This window comes from Streptomyces olivaceoviridis (assembly GCF_014650115.1).
Classification (GTDB): domain Bacteria; phylum Actinomycetota; class Actinomycetes; order Streptomycetales; family Streptomycetaceae; genus Streptomyces; species Streptomyces olivaceoviridis.
On sequence record NZ_BMUI01000013.1, the window covers coordinates 136,004 to 152,628 of the forward strand.

Below are 16,625 nucleotides of genomic sequence, written 5' to 3' on the forward strand. Positions count from 1 at the left end.
GACCCGCCATGCCGCACGCCTCGATCGCGCGCCAGATCACCGACTACGCCAACCGCGCCGACCCGTACCCGGTCTACGAGGAACTCCGCAGGACGCCTGTGCTGCACGAGGAGGAGGGAGGCCCGTACCTCATCAGTTCGTACTACGACATCAAGGCCCTCCTCCACGATCCGCGGATCAGCTCCGACGCCGCCAACGTGGCCGCCGCCGGGGGCGACGAGCTGGACCGGACGGAGGAGACGGGAGGGTTGCCGCCGTCGTTCCTGCGTCTGGACCCGCCCGAGCACGACCGGCTGCGGCGCATCGCCAACAGCGCCTTCGGACCGCCGCACCGGCCGCGGCGGATCGAGAACATGCGGGGCGAGATGCGGGAGATCGTCACCGGGCTGATCGACGCTTTCGGCGACGCGCGCCAGGTCGACCTGGTCGACCAGTTCGCCTACCCGTTCCCCGTGACGGTGATCTGCCGGCTGCTCGGGGTTCCCCGGGAGGACGAGCCGCGGTTCCGCGCCTGGGTCGACCCGCTGGTCGCGAGCCTCGACCCGGCGGCCGGCCCGGACCGGGACACCGACGCCCAAAAGGCGGCGCGGGAAGCCCGTATGCAGCTCGGCATGTACCTGGCCGGGCTGGTCGAGGAGCGCACCAGGGAACCGCGGGACGACCTGTTGTCCGACCTGGCGGCCGGCCGGGGCCCGGACGGCTCCCTGTCGATGATGGAGGTGCTCAGCACCTCGGTGCTGCTGCTGATCGCCGGTCATGAGACGACGGTCAACCTGATCACCAACGGCATGCTCACCCTGCTGCGCCACCCGGAGATCCTCCAGCGGCTGCGGGAGGACCCGGGTCTGTCGGTCAACATCGTGGAGGAGCTGCTGCGGTACGAACCGCCCGTGCAGTTGGTGCCGCAGCGCACCTGCATCGCCGACATCGAGGTGCGCGGGGTCACGATCCCCAAGGGCTCGCGCATCTGGCTGGTGCTCGCCGCGGGCAACCGGGACCCGGAGCGGTTCAAGGACCCGCAGCGGTTCGACCCGGACCGCGGCGACATCCAGCACCTCGGCTTCGGCAGCGGCATCCACAGCTGTTTCGGCGCCCCGCTGGCCCGGCTGGAGGCCCAGATCGCGCTGTCCGAGCTGGCCCGGCGGCTGGAGGGCCCCCGTCTGGTCGAGGACCCGCCGCCGTACCGGCGCAACGCCGTGCTGCGCGGCCCCCGGCACCTGGGCGTCGCCTTCGACGGGCTGCGCTGAGCACGTCGTCCGCTCACCCCGTGATGTCCGCCGGCAGCACCACGCAGACCTCGTAACCGCCGTCGCTCGTCGGGCCCGCGGTCATGGTGCCGCCGAGGAGTTCGGCGCGCTGACGCAGCCCGATCAGGCCGTGGTGGGCACCGGGCAGCGGCAGCGGCGGCTGGGTCGGCGCGGTGTTGGTGACCCGGACCCGGACGGAGCCGTCGGCGTGCAGCAGGTCGATACGCGCCTTCGCGCCGGGAGCGTGTTTGCGGGTGTTGGTCAGCGCTTCCTGGACCGTGCGGTAGACCGCGCGCTGGACGGTGGCCGGAAGTCCTTCGGGCAGGTCCGTCTTCAACTCGGTCTCGATACCGCAGCTGTCGGCCAGCCGCTGGATGTCGGTGAGCGCCGGCTGCGGGGTCAGCTCCGTGGGGTGGCCGCCGGAGGCGCGCAGGACGCCGACCATGTGGCGCAGCTCGTCCAGCGTCTGCACGCTCAGGCGCCGGATCGTCGCCGCGGCCTCCTTGGTGTCCGCGTCGTCCGCGCCGACCTGGAGCGCTCCGGCGCGCACGGCGATCAGGCTGACCTGGTGGGAGACGACGTCGTGCATCTCCCGCGCCAGCTGGGCGCGCTCCTTGGCCAGGACGGCCTGGGCCGTCAGCAGTTGCTGGTGGTCGCGCGCCTCGGAGATCTCGGTCAGTCTGAGCGACAGGTCGCGCCGGGTCCGTACGAGCTGCCCGAGGAACACGGCGGCGGCGGCGGTGGCGGCGCTGTAGCCGAACGGGATGAGCCTCGCGAGCCGGGTCAGATCGAAGTTCGGTGACGGCAGGGCCGTCGTGTCGCAGAACGCGAAGGCCAGGACGCACAGGAGCAGCAGCGTCCGGGGGCGGCTGAGGGAAGCGAGCGTGTACAGCGCGGCCAGGCAGGCGACGACCGCGTCGGACAGCAGGACGGCCGGGAGGGTCAGCAGGAAGGTGAGCAGCGGCTGCCGCCGGCGCAGCAGCAGGACGACGGCGGCGGCCAGGGCGCAGGCCATCCGCAACGGCTCGGCGATGTCCCAGTGGGCCCAGACGTCGAGGAGGGCCATGGCCATCGCCACGCAGTCCAGCAGCAGCGGGGACGGACGGCGGGTCATCCCGTCTCCTCCGCGAGGAGCCCGGCCCGCTGGGCGAAGAGGGCGGCCTGGACCCTGCCGCTGACCTCCAGCTTGGTGAGGATGGCGCTGACATGGTCCTTGACCGTGCCGGTGCTCAGGTGCATCCGGGTGGCGATCTCGGCGTTCGACAGGCCCTCGGCCATGAGGAGCAGCACCTCACGCTCCCGGCCGGTGAGCCGTGCGAGGGCCTTGGGCGGGCGCTCCGGCGCCCCGGCGCTCAGATAGCCGTCCACCACCGTGCGCGTGACCTTGGGCGACAGTACCGTGCCGCCGCGGGCGAGGCTCTGCACGGCCAGTGGCAGCGCCTCGGGATCGGTGTCCTTGAGGAGGAAGCCGGCGGCGCCCGAGCGCAGTGCCGTCTCCACGTACTCGTCCATGTCGAACGTGGTCAGCATGGCCACCACGGGGGGCTCCCGCAGCCGGCGGATCTCGCCCAGGAGGGTGAGCCCGTCCACGTCCGGCATGCGGATGTCCAGCAGCACCACGTCGGGGCGCTTCTCGCGCACCGTCCGCAGGGCCTGGCCGCCGGACACCGCGCCGACGACCTCGATGTCGTCGGCGGCGGCCAGGATGCGCTGGAAGCCCGTGCGGATCAGGGCTTCGTCGTCGACCACCAGTACCCGGATCACGTGCGCTCCAGCCTGTATGGAACCACTGTCCGATTCGTACCACGCCCGGGGCGGTTTCGCCGCCGGGCGCCGTACGGACAGGGGCCATGGCTGTCGGTGCCGTGCTCAGGTGGGGGCGCGTCCCCCCGGTCGTGTCAGGGCCGGCCGGTGAGGCACATGCGCTGTCGCGTGGTGGGCAGGGCCGGCACCGCGACGGTGGGGACGCGGTCGGCCGGCTTCCGGCGCCGGGGGACGGTGAGCCGGTCGGTCCGGGTGCTCCAGCGGCCGTCGCTCAGCGTCAGCGTGACCGCGGACTTGGGCGGGACCTGGAGGTGCCGGAAGGAGCGGGCGGGGACGGACAGGGCGTGGATCAGCGCGGCCCTGATGACGGACGCCTCGGTGATCACGAGGACGCGTCCGGTGTCGGCGGGCAGGGTGTCCAGCCAGGCGGATGTGCGGCGGCAGAGCTCGCGGACGGTCTCGCCGCCGTGCGGCGCGGCGTCGGGGTCCGTCAGCCAGACGGACAGACCATGGGGGTCCACCGCGGCGACGTCCTCGGGTGTACGGCCGTCCCACGTGCCGTGATCCAGGTCGCGCAGGGCGTACTCGGGCACGGCGGCGACGGCGAGGGCATCGGCGGTCTGCGCGCAGCGGTCGGAGGGCCCCCGCAGGGCCACCGCGTACGGCGGAAGGGTCGCTGTCATGGCTGCCAGCTCACGCCGGCGGCGCTCGCTCACGGCACCGTCCCCGAAGGCCCGGCCGAGGCCGCCTTCGGCGGTGGTCGCGCAGAGCATCGTCAGTCGCACCGTCACTGTCCGACCTCCTTCTCCGATCGGGAGGGCCACGCGGCCGGCGGACCAGCCGGGGCAGAGCCGTTTCCCTTGGTCACAAGGTTCCAGGAAAGGTGCTCCCGCAACCTCCGGCAGGTGGCCGGACCACCCCCGCCGGTCGGCGGGTCGTCCCACCGGGTCTACGGCCGCAGCGTGGCCAGGTCACACTGGTACCAGGTACCCGGCTTGCCGCCGAGGTCGGCCGGGTCGGCCGGTCCGATCGGGACGAACCCCGATTTGGTCAGCACCCTGTGGGACGCGACGTTCTGGTGGGAGGTGGCCGCCCGCAGGACGCGCAGTCCGTACCGGCGTGCCGCCAGGCGGCACAGCTCCCGGACGGTCTCGGTGGCGACGCCGCGGCCGGCGGCGTGCTCGGCGACCCGGTAGCCGAGTTCCGCGGTGCGGTTCTCGATGTTGACCAGGTTGAACCGGCCGAGGACCGATCCGTCCTCGGCGAGGAGCACGTAGAAGGCGCAGCTGCCGGCCTCCTGCTCGGCCAGCAGGGCGTTGTAGCGGTCGGTGAACTGCTCGAAGTAGTCGTCGCCGCGGTCGGAGACGAAGGCGGCGAAGTAGGCGCGGTTCGACAGCTCGAAGTCCAGGACCGCGGGGGCGTGGCTGGCGTGCAGCCGCTTCAGCTCGGGCACTGCCCGACTGTACCCGGACGGGGTGCCGGGGCCACCTGCGTTGCGCCGACCGGTCGACCGCGGCGCGGCGCGTGGGGCGCGCCTCAGCAGCCGCACTCGCCCGCCACGGGCGCCGTCAGCGGGTCGGCGTCCCGGCGCGCCGGGCCCTGCCAGGTCTCGTAGGGGAAGCCCTCGCGGGCCCAGTACTCGAAGCCGCCGAGCAGCTCCTTGACCCGGTAGCCGAGTTCGGCGAGGGCGAGGGCGGCGCGGGTGGCGCCGTTGCAGCCGGGGCCCCAGCAGTACGTCACCACCGGCACGTCCCTGTCGAGGAGCCGTGCGGCCTGCTCCGGGACGAGCGCGGTCGGCAGGTGGACCGCGCCGGGGATGTGGCCCTGGTCCCAGGACTCGGTGGAGCGCGAGTCCACGACGACGAAGCCGGGGTCGCCGCCGGCCGCGAGCGCGGCGGCGACGTCGGAGACGTCGGCGTGGAAGGCGAGGCTCGCCCGGAAGTAGGCGGCGGCCTGGGCGGGAGGGGCCGGGGCGACGCGCAGGACGGGGTTCTCGCTAGCGGTGTTGATCATGTGGGGAAATCTACGGTCCGGCGGCCGGCCCCTGAAGGCACGATCCCCGGGATCGCCCTTGCCCGGCCGGGGATTCCCCTGCTATCCATCCGGGGTGACCGCGCATTCCCCGGACGCCACCGACTGGCGCATCCTCGACGTCCTCCAGCGCGACGGACGGGCCAGCTACGCCGAGCTGGCGCGGGCCGTGTCCATGTCGCCCAGCGCCGTCACCGAGCGGGTCCGGCGGCTGGAGGAGGCCGGTGTGATCCAGGGGTACGCGGCGGTGGTCGACCCCGAGCGGCTGGGCCTGCCGATCCTGGCGTTCGTGCGGCTGCGCTATCCGAACGGCAACTACAAGCCGTTCCACGACCTGGTCGCGGCGACGCCCGAGATCCTGGAGGCGCACCACGTCACGGGCGACGACTGCTTCGTCATCAAGGTCGCCGCGCGGTCGATGTCCCACCTGGAGGAGATCTCGGGACGGATCGGCGCGCTGGGCTCGGTGACCACCAGCGTCGTGTACTCGTCCCCGCTGCCCCGGCGCCCGCTGGGCCGCTAGACCGCTCCCGCTGCCGCGACGGCCGGATCGGGGTCGACCCAGTGTGCGGTGTGATCGCTCACGGAGATCGACACTGATCATGTGAAGTTCCGCGGTTCCGGAAGGCGTTGGGGTGCTCAACGCCCTGGACGCCCGCCCGTTCCTCGGGCCGGCTTCGCCGGCATGGTCCGCCGGCCGCGTCTTCCGGATGCGCGCCGCCGCCGAGCGAGGTATGGCCCTTCGTCCTACGGTGGAAGTGGGGCCACCGCCGTGGCCGGTGGGGCCTCACCCCCCAGTCCGCGCGAACCGCGGGAGATTCCAGATGACATCGGACACCACACCCTTGCACCAGATAGACCATCTCGTGGTCCTCATGCTGGAAAACCGCTCCTTGGACAACATGCTCGGATTCCTCTACACCGACCAGGAAAACCGCTCGCCCTCCGGCGATGCCTTCGAGGGACTGACCGGCGCGGAGGCCAACCCCGACGGGAACGGCGGCAAGGTCACCGTCTTCCGGATCGACCCGGCCAAACCCGGGGCGTACTTCATGCCGGGCTCCATCCCCGGGGAGGAATTCGACCGGGTGAACGTCCAGTTGTTCGGCACGGAGCATCCGCCGGCCCCCACCCCCGACGCGACCAACGACGGCTTCGTCATCGACTACGCGCAGGTCTATCCGACGCGGAGCGGCAACTCTCCAGGCGTCACCGCGAGCGACATCATGGGCTGCTTCACCCCGGAAGGGGTGCCGGTCCTGTCCGGGCTGGCCCGGGGCTACGCGGTATGCGACCACTGGTACTGCTCGGTTCCCACCCAGACCCTGCCCAACCGGGCTTTCGCCCTTGCCGGGACCAGCCTGGGCTACCTGCTCGACAAGACCAGTCTGAAACTCGCGGAACAAACGAAGAAACCCATGTTCGACACGCCGAGCATCTTCGGTCGACTCGGTGACACAATCGACTGGATGGTCTACGGGTACAACAAGTGGCCGAAGACCATGGCTGATTTCCCCGACACCCAGCAGGCCGACAGGAGTCACTTCGGCCAGTTCATGGACTTCACGAACGCGGCTGCCAACGGCCGACTGCCCGCGTTCACCTTCCTGGAGCCGTCGTGGGGCAACACGGGAAACAGCCAGCACCCCAACGATGACGTGGCTTTGGGCGAGCATCTCGTGTACGACACGTATCAGGCCCTGCGCCGCGGACCGGACTGGGCGAGGACCTTGCTGGTCGTGACCTACGACGAGCACGGCGGCTGTTACGACCACGTACCTCCGCCCGCCGGCGCGACGCCACCCGACGACATCAAGGGAGTGGAGTTCGACTTCGACTTCACCCGGTTCGGGGTACGCGTGCCCACGGTGCTGGTTTCGCCCCTCATCAAGCCCGGGACCGTCTTCCGCGTCCCCGACGGCAGCGTGCCGCTGGACCACACGTCGCTGCTCAAGACGATCGAACAGAGATGGGCCGTGGAGCCACTGACGGGTCGTGACGCCGCCGCCCCCGGCATCGGGGACGTCCTGACCCTGGAACAACCACGCGATGACGATCCGCTGTCCGATGTCCTCGTCCCCGTTTCCAAGGGCAGCAACCCCGCCCGGACCCAGACTTCGCACCTCGACGCCGCGTACAACAGCCTCGTCGCCGCGAACCTCATCCCGAAAATGTGAATGCCGACGCTCGCCGTGGAGGGTCGACATGGGGACACGCCCGCTACCGACCCGGGATCACCACCTCAGGCTCAGGCTCAAGCTCAAGCGAATGAGACAGGTGGTGTGCACCCAGAAGTCCGCCATCCGAGTGCTTCAGATACTCACTGTGGGGATCGCACTGACCGTACTCTGGATGCTCATTGAAACGTTCCTCGGTGATTCGAAGAACGGTAAGGGAGCTTCGATCATCGGCGTGCTCGGCGCGCTGCTTCTCGCATTTCTGGCACTGGCGAGTCCGGGAGCCCTCGAAGAGCTGTCGTTCGGTCCATTCAAGGTACGATGGCGGATCACCAGGATTGAAGCCACGCTTGAGTCGATCCAGTTGGCCGTCATCGGCTTGCTCAGCCGCCACGAGCGCAGCCATCTGAGGAAACTGGCCGGCAAAGGTGACGATTCGGTGCAGTACAGGTGGGAGATGTACCGGGAGTTGGTACGCCTCCAGCACCTGGGATATCTGAAGCCTCGCGCCGGTCTGCCGGATCTGCCAGACCTGAGAAACGCGATGGAATCCGAAGACGGATTCTTCCCTCTGAAAAAATATCTTCAAATAACGAAGATGGGTGAGAAGTACCTACAGCTCTACAGGGAGTCGGTCAAACCGATAACGGTCTACTCGGATGGCGAAGTCAAGATCGGCGGCGAGAAGCGCGGCAAGGCCAAGGACTGGCGCGACGTCGTCGAGAAGGCCATGGACGCCGGCTGGATCAAGGAACCGGACGTCGAGGACGTGACCTGGGTGGGCGGCGAACCAGACAGCTTGCTGCCCAAGGAGGCTCGCATGGGCGCGGACATGGGTGCGGTCGCCCGCCCGAACGGCACGACCTTCCGCGTCTGGGCCCCGCACGCAAAGGGCGTGGAGGTGGCCGGATCGTTCGACGGGTGGGCGGCGAGACATCCGATGGCCATGGACGGCGGCGGATGCTGGTCCACTCAACTGGACGTCGCCGGGCCGGGCGACGAGTACAAGTACGTCGTGACCAGCCGGAGCGGCGAGCGGTGGAAGATCGACCCGCGTGCGCGCCGGCTGACCAGCTCGACGGAAACGGGGAATGCGGTGATCGACGCCGCGGACTTCGCATGGGGCGCACATCCGTGGCGGTCCCCGGGCTGGGACGAACTCGTCATCTACGAGGTGCACGTCGGCACCTTCAACCGCACCTCCGCCGACCGACCCGGCCGGTTTTCGGGCGTGGTTGAGAAGCTGGAGGAACTGGCCGAACTCGGCGTCACCGCGATCGAGCTCATGCCAGTCACCGAGTACGCCGGTGAGACGTCCTTGGGCTACAACCCCGTGACGGCTTTCGCGGTGGCGGGCGACTACGGGTCCCCCACCGACTTCAAGACGCTGGTCAGCGCGGCTCACCAGCACGGTCTGGCGGTGCTGCTCGATGTCGTTTACAACCACTTCGGCTGGGCCGATCTCGACGCCGGGCTGCGACGCTTCGACGGCTGGTACGAGAACGACGGCGACGGCATCTACTTCTACAACGACTGGCGCCGCAGCACCCCGTGGGGCGACACGCGTCCCGACTACGGCAGACCCGAGGTCCGCCAGTACCTGCGCGACAGTGCGCTGTCCTGGCTGGAGGAGTACCGCGTGGACGGCCTGCGCTGGGACGCCACCGCGTACATCCGCAACGTCGACGGCGGCGACGACCGGGGCAAGGACCTGGCCGACGGCTGGCGTCTGCTCCGTGAGGTCAACGATGAGATCAATGCCCGCCAGCCCTGGAAGGCAAGCATCGCGGAGGACCTGCGCGACGACCCCTGGATCACCACTGGCACCCCGGAGGGCGCCGGATTCGACTCCCAGTGGGACGCGGGCTTCTGCCATGCGCTCCGCGCGGCGCTCACGGCCGTGGACGACGCGGACCGCGACATGAACCAGGTACGCCACGCGATCGAGCATCGTCTCGATGGCCGTGCGCTCGCCCGGGTCGTCTACACCGAGTCCCACGACGACGTGACAGATGGCAAGGGCCGCGTCCCCGCGGCTGTCTGTCCTGGGGACGCTGAAGGTCTGCACGCCAAGAAGCGGGCCACGCTCGGCGCCGCCGCCGTCATGACCGCGCCTGGCATTCCGATGATCTTCCAGGGACAGGAGTTCCTCGAGACCAGGCCGTTCGACGACCGCACCCCGCTCGACTGGGCCGGGCGGGAACGCCATGCCGGCATCGTGCGGATGTACCGCGATCTCATCGCCCTGCGGCGCAACCGCACTTACACCACTGCCGGCCTGAGAGGCGATCAGGTGCATGTGTACCACTGCAACGACACCGCCAAGGTCATCGCCTTCCACCGCTATGCCCAGGGCGGTCCGGGCGACAGTACCGTCGTCGTCCTCAACTTCGGTGACAACGACTACGACGACTACCGGCTGGGGTTGCCGGGGCCGGGACTCTGGCGAGTACGGTTCCACAGCGACTCGACGGAGTACGACTCCCAGTTCAAGGGGTCACCCAGCCACGACGTCACAGCGGACGACGCAGAGCTGGACGGGCTGCCCTGGGCGGGCAAGATAGGCATCGGTCGCTACAGCGCCGTCATCCTGTCCCAGGATCGGTCACGATAGGCAGCCGCCGTGCGACGACACGGAGACAGGTGACGCATCCGTCCGGACCGGCGGCACCGAGCCGGCCGCCAGGTGCCTGCTGGCCAGCCGTCAGACGCCCCGCTGCCGCAACGTCGAGCCCGAGCGGTCCTTGACGACCTCCAGCTGGGCGTGTATTCGGCGGCGCAGGTCGGGCACATGGCTGACGATGCCGACGCTGCGGTCGCGTTCGCGCAGGGAGTCCAGGACGTCCAAGACCTCGTCCAGGGTCTGGTCGTCCAGGCTGCCGAAGCCCTCGTCGATGAAGAGGGTGTCCAGGCGGACGCCGCCCGCCTCGTCGGTGACGACGTCGGCGAGGCCGAGCGCGAGCGCGAGGGAGGCGAAGAAGGTCTCGCCGCCGGACAGGGTGGCGGTGTCCCGTTCCCGTCCGGTCCAGGCGTCGACCACGTGCAGTCCCAGCCCGGAGCGCCCGCGCCCGGTGCGGTCGTCGGAGTGGACGAGGGTGTAGCGGCCCGACGACATGCGCTGGAGGCGGACGGTCGCGGCGGCGGCGACCTGCTCCAGACGGGCCGCCAGGACGTACGACTCCAGGCGCATCCGGCGTTCGTTGTCGGCGGAGGTGCCCGCGGTGAGGGCGGCGAGCCGGGCCACCCGGTCGTACTCCTCGCGCAGCGGGCCGAGCCGGCGTACGGCCTGGGCCGCCCGGGCGGAGAGGCGGTCGAGCTGCGCGCAGCAGCGGGCGGCGGCGTCACGCGCGGAGGCCGCCTCGCGCAGCCGCCGTTCCGCGGCGGAAGCGGTCCGCTCGGCCGTGGCCGGGTCGGCGGGCGGCTGCTGGGCAGCCGCCGCGGTGCCGGGCTCGGCGAGGACCGCGCGGACGGCCGCCTCCTCCTGCTGCCAGGCGTCCAGGCGGTGCTGGAGTTCACGGTGGGCGGCCGGGTCCAGGAGGGCCGCGGCGGCGGCCTGCGGGGTGTCGAAACCGGCCCGGTAGGCGGCGTCGGCGAGGCGGGCGTCGGCGTCCTTCAGCCGCTGGGCGGCGTCCTCGGCGGCGCGCACGGCGGCGGCGGCCTCGGTGAACAGGGCCGCCCGCCGCTCCAGCTGGGCGGCACGTGCGGCCACGCTGTCGGCGCTGCCCCGGGCCTGCGCCAACTCCGCTCGCAGCTGCGCCTGTTCGCGCTCCAGGGTGTCGCGGCGGGTGAGCCGGGAGGCTGCCCGTACGGCGGCCTGCTGGCGGTCGGCGAGCCGCTGCTCGCGCTCCCCCTCGGCGCGCCGCAGCTCCTCCTGGGCGGGGTGCAGCGCGGAGGCCGCGCGGCGGGCGCGGGCGTACTCCTGCTCCAGTCGGTCCGCCTCGGTGGCGAGTTCGCCGGTGGGCGTGTCGCCGGCCTCGGCGGTGGCGGCGGCCAGGGCCTCGCGGAGGTGGCCGAGACGCCGCTCGTCCTCGGTGTGCCGCTCCTCGGCCCGCCGGCAGACGGCGAGGGCCTGGTCCTCGGCCTCGCGGTCGACGTGTCCGGCGACCTTGCGGGCGGGGGCGGGGTGTTCGGTGGCTCCGCAGACCGCGCAGGGCTCGCCGTCGGTGAGATGGGCGGCCAGTTCGGCGGCGATGCCGTTCAGGCGCTGTTCCTTGACGTCGAGCCAGTGGGCGCGGGCGTCGAGGGCACGCTGCCGCGCGGCATCCGCCTGCTGCTGGGCCCGTTCGAGGTCGGCGGCGAGCTGGTCGCGGGTGCGGGCCGCGTCGAGCCGGCGCCGCATGGGGGCGCGCTGGACGGCGAGCTGTTCGGCGCGGGTGGCCGCCTCCTGGGCGGCGTCGACGCGGGTCTGGAGGGCCGCGCGGACGCCGTCCCAGTCGGCGAGCCAGGCCTCGGCCTCGCTCAGGACGTCCTCGTCGGCGCGCTCCTGCCGGTCGAGTCCGGCCCGCTCCTCGGCGACTTCGGCGAGCCTTCGTTCGGCGCGCCGGGCCGCGTCCAGGCCGCCCAGTTCCTCGGCGGCGCGGCGGGCGGCGGCGGCGAGTCCGCCCGCGCCCGCGTCGGCGTGGGAGTCGGGCAGCAGTCCGCGCGCGTGTGCCTCGGCCGCGGTGGCCCGGCGGTGTTCCGCCTCGGTGGCGTCCCACAGCTCCAGGGCGGGCGCGACCGCCTCCGCCTTGCGGGCGCGCTCCATGCGCTGCTGGGCCTCGCGGTGGGCGCCGGACCGCTCCTGGAGGCGCTCGGCACGCTGCCGGGCCTCGGTGAACCGGGCCTGGAGGCGCGCGAGTTCGCGTGTGTCGTCCAGGGCTCGGCGGGCCGCGGCGTGGGCGGACTCGGCGGCGGAGAGCCGGCAGTGGGCGACGGTGAGGCGTTCCCGGGCGGTGCTGCGGGCCACGGCGGCGGCGCCGAGGACGGCCCCGGCCAGTCCCGGGTCGCCCGGGGCCAGGTCGGGCAGCTCCATGGCGTCGTCGGCCTCCTGCTGCATGCGGTGGGCGTCGGCGAGCAGCGCCGTGTCGCCCTCGCGCACGCGTGCCTCGGTGGCGCGGCGGCGTTCGGCGAGGCGCTTCTCGACGTCGGCGAAGCGCTGGGTGTCGAAGAGGCGGCCGAGGAGCCTGCCGCGGGCCTCGGCGTCGGCGCGCAGGAAGCGGGCGAAGTCGCCCTGGGGCAGCAGGACGACCTGGCAGAACTGCTCCCGGCTCATGCCGAGCAGCTGGGTGATCTCCTCGCCGATCTCCTGGTGGGAGCGGCTGCGGTCCGTCCAGACGCCGGCCGTGCCGTCGTACTCGCGCAGCCAGGTCTGGGCCTTGTCGACGGTCGTGCCCGTGCCCCGCAGCTTGGGGCGCTCCCACGGGGGCTGCCGGGTGATCTCCAGCCGGCGTCCGGCGACGGTGAGTTCGAGACGGACCTCGGTGCGGGTGCCCGGCCGGGCGTGGTCGCTGCGCAGGGTCATGCCCTGGCCGCTCTGCCGGGCGCCGGGAACGGAGCCGTAGAGGGCGTAGCAGACGGCGTCCAGGACGGAGGTCTTGCCGGCGCCGGTGGGGCCGTGCAGCAGGAACAGTCCGGCGGCGGACAGGGCGTCGAAGTCGACGCTCTGGGCGCCCCCGAAGGGCCCGAAGGCGGTGATGTCGAGCCGGTGCAGCCTCACCGGGCCACCTCCCGCACGGCGTCGTCGGCGCGCACGGCGTCGAACGCCTCGCGCAGCACGGCCGCCTCGTGCTCGTCGGGTCCGGCGCCGCGCACGTGGGCGACGAAGTCCTGGGCGATCTGCTGGTCGCTGCGGCCGGCGAGGCGGCGGGCGTACGACACCTGGGGGTCGTCCGGGGCGCGCTCGGGGGCGAAGACCAGGCTGAGGGTGTGCGGGAAGCGCTCGGTGAGCCGGGCCATGGGGTCGGCCGGGCGGACGGGGTCGGTGAGGGTGGCCTCGATCCAGGCGTCCTCGTGACGGGTCAGCTCCGGATCGGCGAGGAGGTCGTCGAGAGCGCCGCTGATACGGGCGAGCGGGCGGGGCACCGGGCAGTCGACGCGTTCGGCGGTGACGGATCCGTCCGCGTCCAGGTCGATCAGCCACATGCTCTTGCGGTGGCCGGCCTCGGAGAAGGAGTAGGCGAGCGGCGAGCCGGAGTAGCGCACGCGCTCGGTGATGGTCTGGCAGCCGTGCAGATGCCCGAGCGCCACGTAGTCGACGCCGTCGAAGACGCCGGCCGGTACGGCGGCGACCCCGCCGACGGTGATGTCCCGCTCGCTGTCGCTGGCCTGGCCGCCGGTGACGAAGGCGTGGGCGAGGACGACGGAACGCGTGCCCCGCGCGCGGGTGGCGAGGTCGGCGCGGACGCGGTCCATGGCGGCGCCCAGCACGGCCTCGTGGCCGGCCTTGTCGACGCCGAACTCGTCCTTGACCAGGGCCGGTTCCAGGTACGGCAGGCCGTAGAAGGCGACGTCCCCGTGGGTGTCCCGGAGCACGACCGGCGTGCCGGCGGCGGACGGCTCGGTGCGCAGGTGGATGCCCGCGCGGCCGATGAGCCCGGCGCCGACGCCGAGGCGGCGGGCCGAGTCGTGGTTGCCGGAGACCATCACCGTGGGCACGCCGAGGTCCGCGAGGCGGTGCAGGGCGGTGTCGAACAGCTCGATCGCGGGGAGCGGGGGCACCGCTCGGTCGTACACGTCGCCCGACACGACCACCGCGTCCACCTCGCGCTCACGCACGGTGGCGACGAGGTGACCGATGAACTCGGCCTGGGCCCCGAGCAGGTTCACCCGGTGGAAGGCCCGGCCGAGGTGCCAGTCGGACGTGTGCAGGACTCTCATGATCCCCGAGACTAACGGCCGGGTCTGACATCACGGGCGGTTACTCCCGTACCAGCCCGTCACGACCGGCACCGCGCAGGCCCGTTATGCCCGATTCACTCCAATTATCAGGCATCTCCGTAGGCTTCGCCGCCGAGTTCGAAGCCGGCCGTGCCCGCCGTCACATCGGCGAGCCAGGCGCGGAAGGCGTCCACGTCGGCGTCGGGCAGACCGATCTCGATGGTGACGGCCTCGCCGTAGCGGACGTCCCGCACCTCGCGTCCGGTGGCGCGCAGGTCGTTCTGGACCTTGCCCGCGCGTTGGTGGTCGACGGTCACGCTGGCCAGCCGGAAGCGGCGCCGGGTGATCGTGCCGAGCGCGTCCAGGGCCTCGCCGACCGAGCCGCCGTAGGCGCGGATGAGCCCGCCGGCGCCGAGCTTCACGCCGCCGTAGTAGCGGGTGACGACGGCCACCACGTACCGCATGTCGCGGCGCAGCAGCATCTGGAGCATGGGCACGCCGGCGGTGCCGCCCGGTTCGCCGTCGTCGCTGGCCTTCTGCACGGAGGCGTCGGCGCCGATGACGTACGCCCAGCAGTTGTGGGTGGCGTCGGCGTGCTCCTTGCGCACGGCGGCGATGAAGTCCTGGGCCTCCTGCTCGGTGGCGGCCGGGGCGAGGGCGCACAGGAAGCGGGAGCGGTTGATCTCGGTCTCGTGCACGCCCGCGCGGGCGACTGTGCGGTACTCGTCCTGCATCCCGCCAGCCTATGCGAGCGCCGGGACGCCCCCGGTCAGCGCTTCTTCTTCCCGCGCGGGACCGTGAACGAGGTGAGCAGGGCCGCGCCCGGGGCGAGGGCCGGCCAGTCGGTGCCGTGCCAGGCGAGCACGGCGATGGCGCTGGTCGGGAACTTCGCCCGTACCCGGTCCAGGGAGTCGTCGAGGCCGTCCGCGGCCAGTGCCAGGACCAGCTCCTCCAGGCCGGGGTTGTGGCCGATCAGCAGCAGCGTCCGGACCTCCGGCGGCGCCTCGCGCACGACTTCCAGCAGCTCGGGTACGCCGGCCGCGTACAGCCGCCGGTCGTAGCGCACCGGCGGCGGCGTGGCCCACTCGGCGGAGGCCAGCTCCCAGGTTTGGCGGGCGCGTACGGCGGTGGAGCACAGGGCGAGGTCGGGCAGCGTGCCGGCGGCGAGGGCGCGCCCGGCGGCCGGAGCGTCCCGCAGCCCCCGCGGCCCGAGCGGCCTGCGGTAGTCCTCGACCCCCTCGGGCCACGCGGACTTCGCATGCCGCAACACCACCAGCCGCCGCAGCGGACCGGCACCCGCCGGGGCGTTCACGCGGGCCTCCCGACACCCCGAGGCACGGGCGACCCACCACGGCCCCCGCCACCCCGAGGCCACCCGGACTCGGCCGGCCGCAACACCACCAGCCGCCCCAGCCGACCCGCACCCGCCGGGGCGTTCACGCGGGCCTCCCGACACCCCGCGGCACCGGCGACCCACCACGGCCCCCGCCACCCCGAGGCCCCCCGGACTCGGCCGGCCGCAACACCAGCAGCCGCCCCAGCCGACCCGCACCCGCACCCGCACCCGACGACCCGTTCACGCGGACCTCCCGACACCCCGCGGCACGGGCGACCCACCACGGCCCCCGCCACCCCGAGGCCCCCCGGACTCGGCCCGCCGCAACAGCACCGGTCGGCGCGTTCACGCGGGGTTCCCGAGGTCGTGCGCGAGGTCGAGGGCGAGCAGGCGGTCGGCGTAGGCGTACGTCTCGAAGCGGGCGCCGTCGGTGAGGTCCGGGGCACACGCCACGTCCCGCAGCACGTCCAGCACCCCCGGCAGGTCGAGATCGTCCTCCCAGGCGGCCCGCAACCGTCCGCGCACCGGTTCCGGTACCGGTCGTGAGGGGTGCCGCGCCCATCCGGCCACGGCCCGCCGCCAGTCCGCGAGCTGCCCGGCGGCCCGGTCCAGGGCGCTGCCGTCCAGCCGCGCGGGCTGGTGCCGGGGGACGCGGAGCAGGGCGAGCCGCAGCGCGGCGGGGTCGGCGAGCAGGGCCGGAAGCGACGGCTGCGACCCGGCCCACTCCACCGGGGCGACAGCGGCCAACGGCCCCTCACCCCGCTCCCCCGGCGCCACCCCCCGCCCGCCCGTCGTAGGCCATCGTGCGACGTGGATCACCTGGGCCTCGCCCAAGCCGGACGCGACGTCGCGGTCGTCCTCGAAGGGGCGGATGGCGAGGTGGGTGGCGGCTGTGCGGAGTTCCGGCTGGTCGCGGGGGGCCGTGAGGATCGTCCAGACCGGGGTGCCGCCCAGTTCCAGCGCCCGTACCAGCAGGTCCGCGGTGAGCAGCACCCGCAGGGCCGTCGGGTCGAGGCCGGAGGCGTGGGCCTCGATGCGGGTCAGGCCGCGGCGGGCGGGCGCGGCGGGGACGGGCTCACCGGTTCGGGCGTCGAGAATGCGCTGCACGGGGCGAGCGTAGGCGGGCGGGCGGCCGTATGCAGCGGCTTGCGCCGATTCCGGACAACGTGGCGGGGTAGGGCGGGAATCCGCACCCGTCGCGGCGATGTTGCCCCG

Annotated in this window: 14 protein-coding genes; 4 read left to right on the forward strand and 10 right to left on the reverse strand. The window is 72.6% G+C overall.

All coding sequences use genetic code 11. The features are described 5' to 3' along the window. Positions 1 to 8: 8 nt before the first annotated feature. On the forward strand, positions 9 to 1,247 hold the full coding sequence (locus IE273_RS24380) for a cytochrome P450 (protein WP_189817306.1): 1,239 nt from the start codon (positions 9 to 11) through the stop codon (positions 1,245 to 1,247). 13 nt (positions 1,248 to 1,260) lie between these two features. Here the strand turns inward: IE273_RS24380 and IE273_RS24385 are convergent, their stop codons facing one another. The 5 genes from IE273_RS24385 to IE273_RS24405 form a co-directional block, all read right to left on the reverse strand. Beyond that, entirely contained in the window at positions 1,261 to 2,361 is a 1,101-nt protein-coding gene (locus IE273_RS24385; protein ID WP_189817307.1) for a sensor histidine kinase, read from the reverse strand. After that, complete coding sequence (locus IE273_RS24390; RefSeq protein ID WP_189817308.1) at positions 2,358 to 3,011, reverse strand: response regulator; 654 nt, start codon at positions 3,009 to 3,011, stop codon at positions 2,358 to 2,360. Before IE273_RS24390 ends, IE273_RS24385 begins: the two co-directional genes overlap by 4 nt. Positions 3,012 to 3,145: 134 nt before the next feature. Then, positions 3,146 to 3,802: a histidine phosphatase family protein gene (locus IE273_RS24395; RefSeq protein ID WP_189817309.1), complete on the reverse strand. Its 657-nt coding sequence runs from the start codon at positions 3,800 to 3,802 to the stop codon at positions 3,146 to 3,148. Positions 3,803 to 3,960: 158 nt separating this feature from the next. Continuing rightward, positions 3,961 to 4,464, reverse strand: a complete 504-nt coding sequence (locus tag IE273_RS24400; protein WP_189817310.1) for a GNAT family N-acetyltransferase — start codon at positions 4,462 to 4,464, stop codon at positions 3,961 to 3,963. An 83-nt stretch (positions 4,465 to 4,547) separates the two neighbouring features. Beyond that, complete coding sequence (locus IE273_RS24405; protein WP_189817311.1) at positions 4,548 to 5,024, reverse strand: rhodanese-like domain-containing protein; 477 nt, start codon at positions 5,022 to 5,024, stop codon at positions 4,548 to 4,550. A gap of 94 nt (positions 5,025 to 5,118) precedes the next feature. Between IE273_RS24405 and IE273_RS24410 the strand changes: the two genes are divergently transcribed. From IE273_RS24410 to IE273_RS24420, 3 genes are all read left to right on the forward strand, one after another. Continuing rightward, on the forward strand, positions 5,119 to 5,565 hold the full coding sequence (locus IE273_RS24410) for an Lrp/AsnC family transcriptional regulator (RefSeq protein ID WP_132788435.1): 447 nt from the start codon (positions 5,119 to 5,121) through the stop codon (positions 5,563 to 5,565). 112 nt (positions 5,566 to 5,677) lie between these two features. Next, positions 5,678 to 7,219 carry an alkaline phosphatase family protein gene (locus IE273_RS24415; protein WP_229887466.1) on the forward strand — a complete coding sequence of 514 codons (1,542 nt, stop codon included), beginning with the start codon at positions 5,678 to 5,680 and terminating at the stop codon, positions 7,217 to 7,219. Positions 7,220 to 7,394: 175 nt separating this feature from the next. Further along, a complete protein-coding gene (locus IE273_RS24420) occupies positions 7,395 to 9,833 on the forward strand; it encodes an alpha-amylase family glycosyl hydrolase (protein WP_229887468.1) in 2,439 nt (812 codons plus the stop codon). A gap of 90 nt (positions 9,834 to 9,923) precedes the next feature. Here IE273_RS24420 and IE273_RS24425 read toward each other — a convergent pair whose 3' ends face one another. The 5 genes from IE273_RS24425 to IE273_RS24445 form a co-directional block, all read right to left on the reverse strand. Next, positions 9,924 to 12,914 carry an AAA family ATPase gene (locus IE273_RS24425; RefSeq protein ID WP_189817312.1) on the reverse strand — a complete coding sequence of 997 codons (2,991 nt, stop codon included), beginning with the start codon at positions 12,912 to 12,914 and terminating at the stop codon, positions 9,924 to 9,926. Next, positions 12,911 to 14,074, reverse strand: coding sequence for an exonuclease SbcCD subunit D (locus IE273_RS24430; RefSeq protein WP_189817313.1), 1,164 nt, complete (start codon positions 14,072 to 14,074; stop codon positions 12,911 to 12,913). The genes IE273_RS24425 and IE273_RS24430 overlap by 4 nt, the downstream gene beginning before the upstream one ends. A 107-nt stretch (positions 14,075 to 14,181) precedes the next feature. After that, on the reverse strand, positions 14,182 to 14,808 hold the full coding sequence (locus IE273_RS24435; protein WP_189817314.1) for a YigZ family protein: 627 nt from the start codon (positions 14,806 to 14,808) through the stop codon (positions 14,182 to 14,184). Positions 14,809 to 14,843: 35 nt separating this feature from the next. Then, on the reverse strand, positions 14,844 to 15,386 hold the full coding sequence (locus IE273_RS24440) for a SixA phosphatase family protein (RefSeq protein WP_189817315.1): 543 nt from the start codon (positions 15,384 to 15,386) through the stop codon (positions 14,844 to 14,846). 369 nt (positions 15,387 to 15,755) lie between these two features. After that, positions 15,756 to 16,517: a hypothetical protein gene (locus IE273_RS24445; RefSeq protein WP_189817316.1), complete on the reverse strand. Its 762-nt coding sequence runs from the start codon at positions 16,515 to 16,517 to the stop codon at positions 15,756 to 15,758. Positions 16,518 to 16,625: the final 108 nt, after the last annotated feature.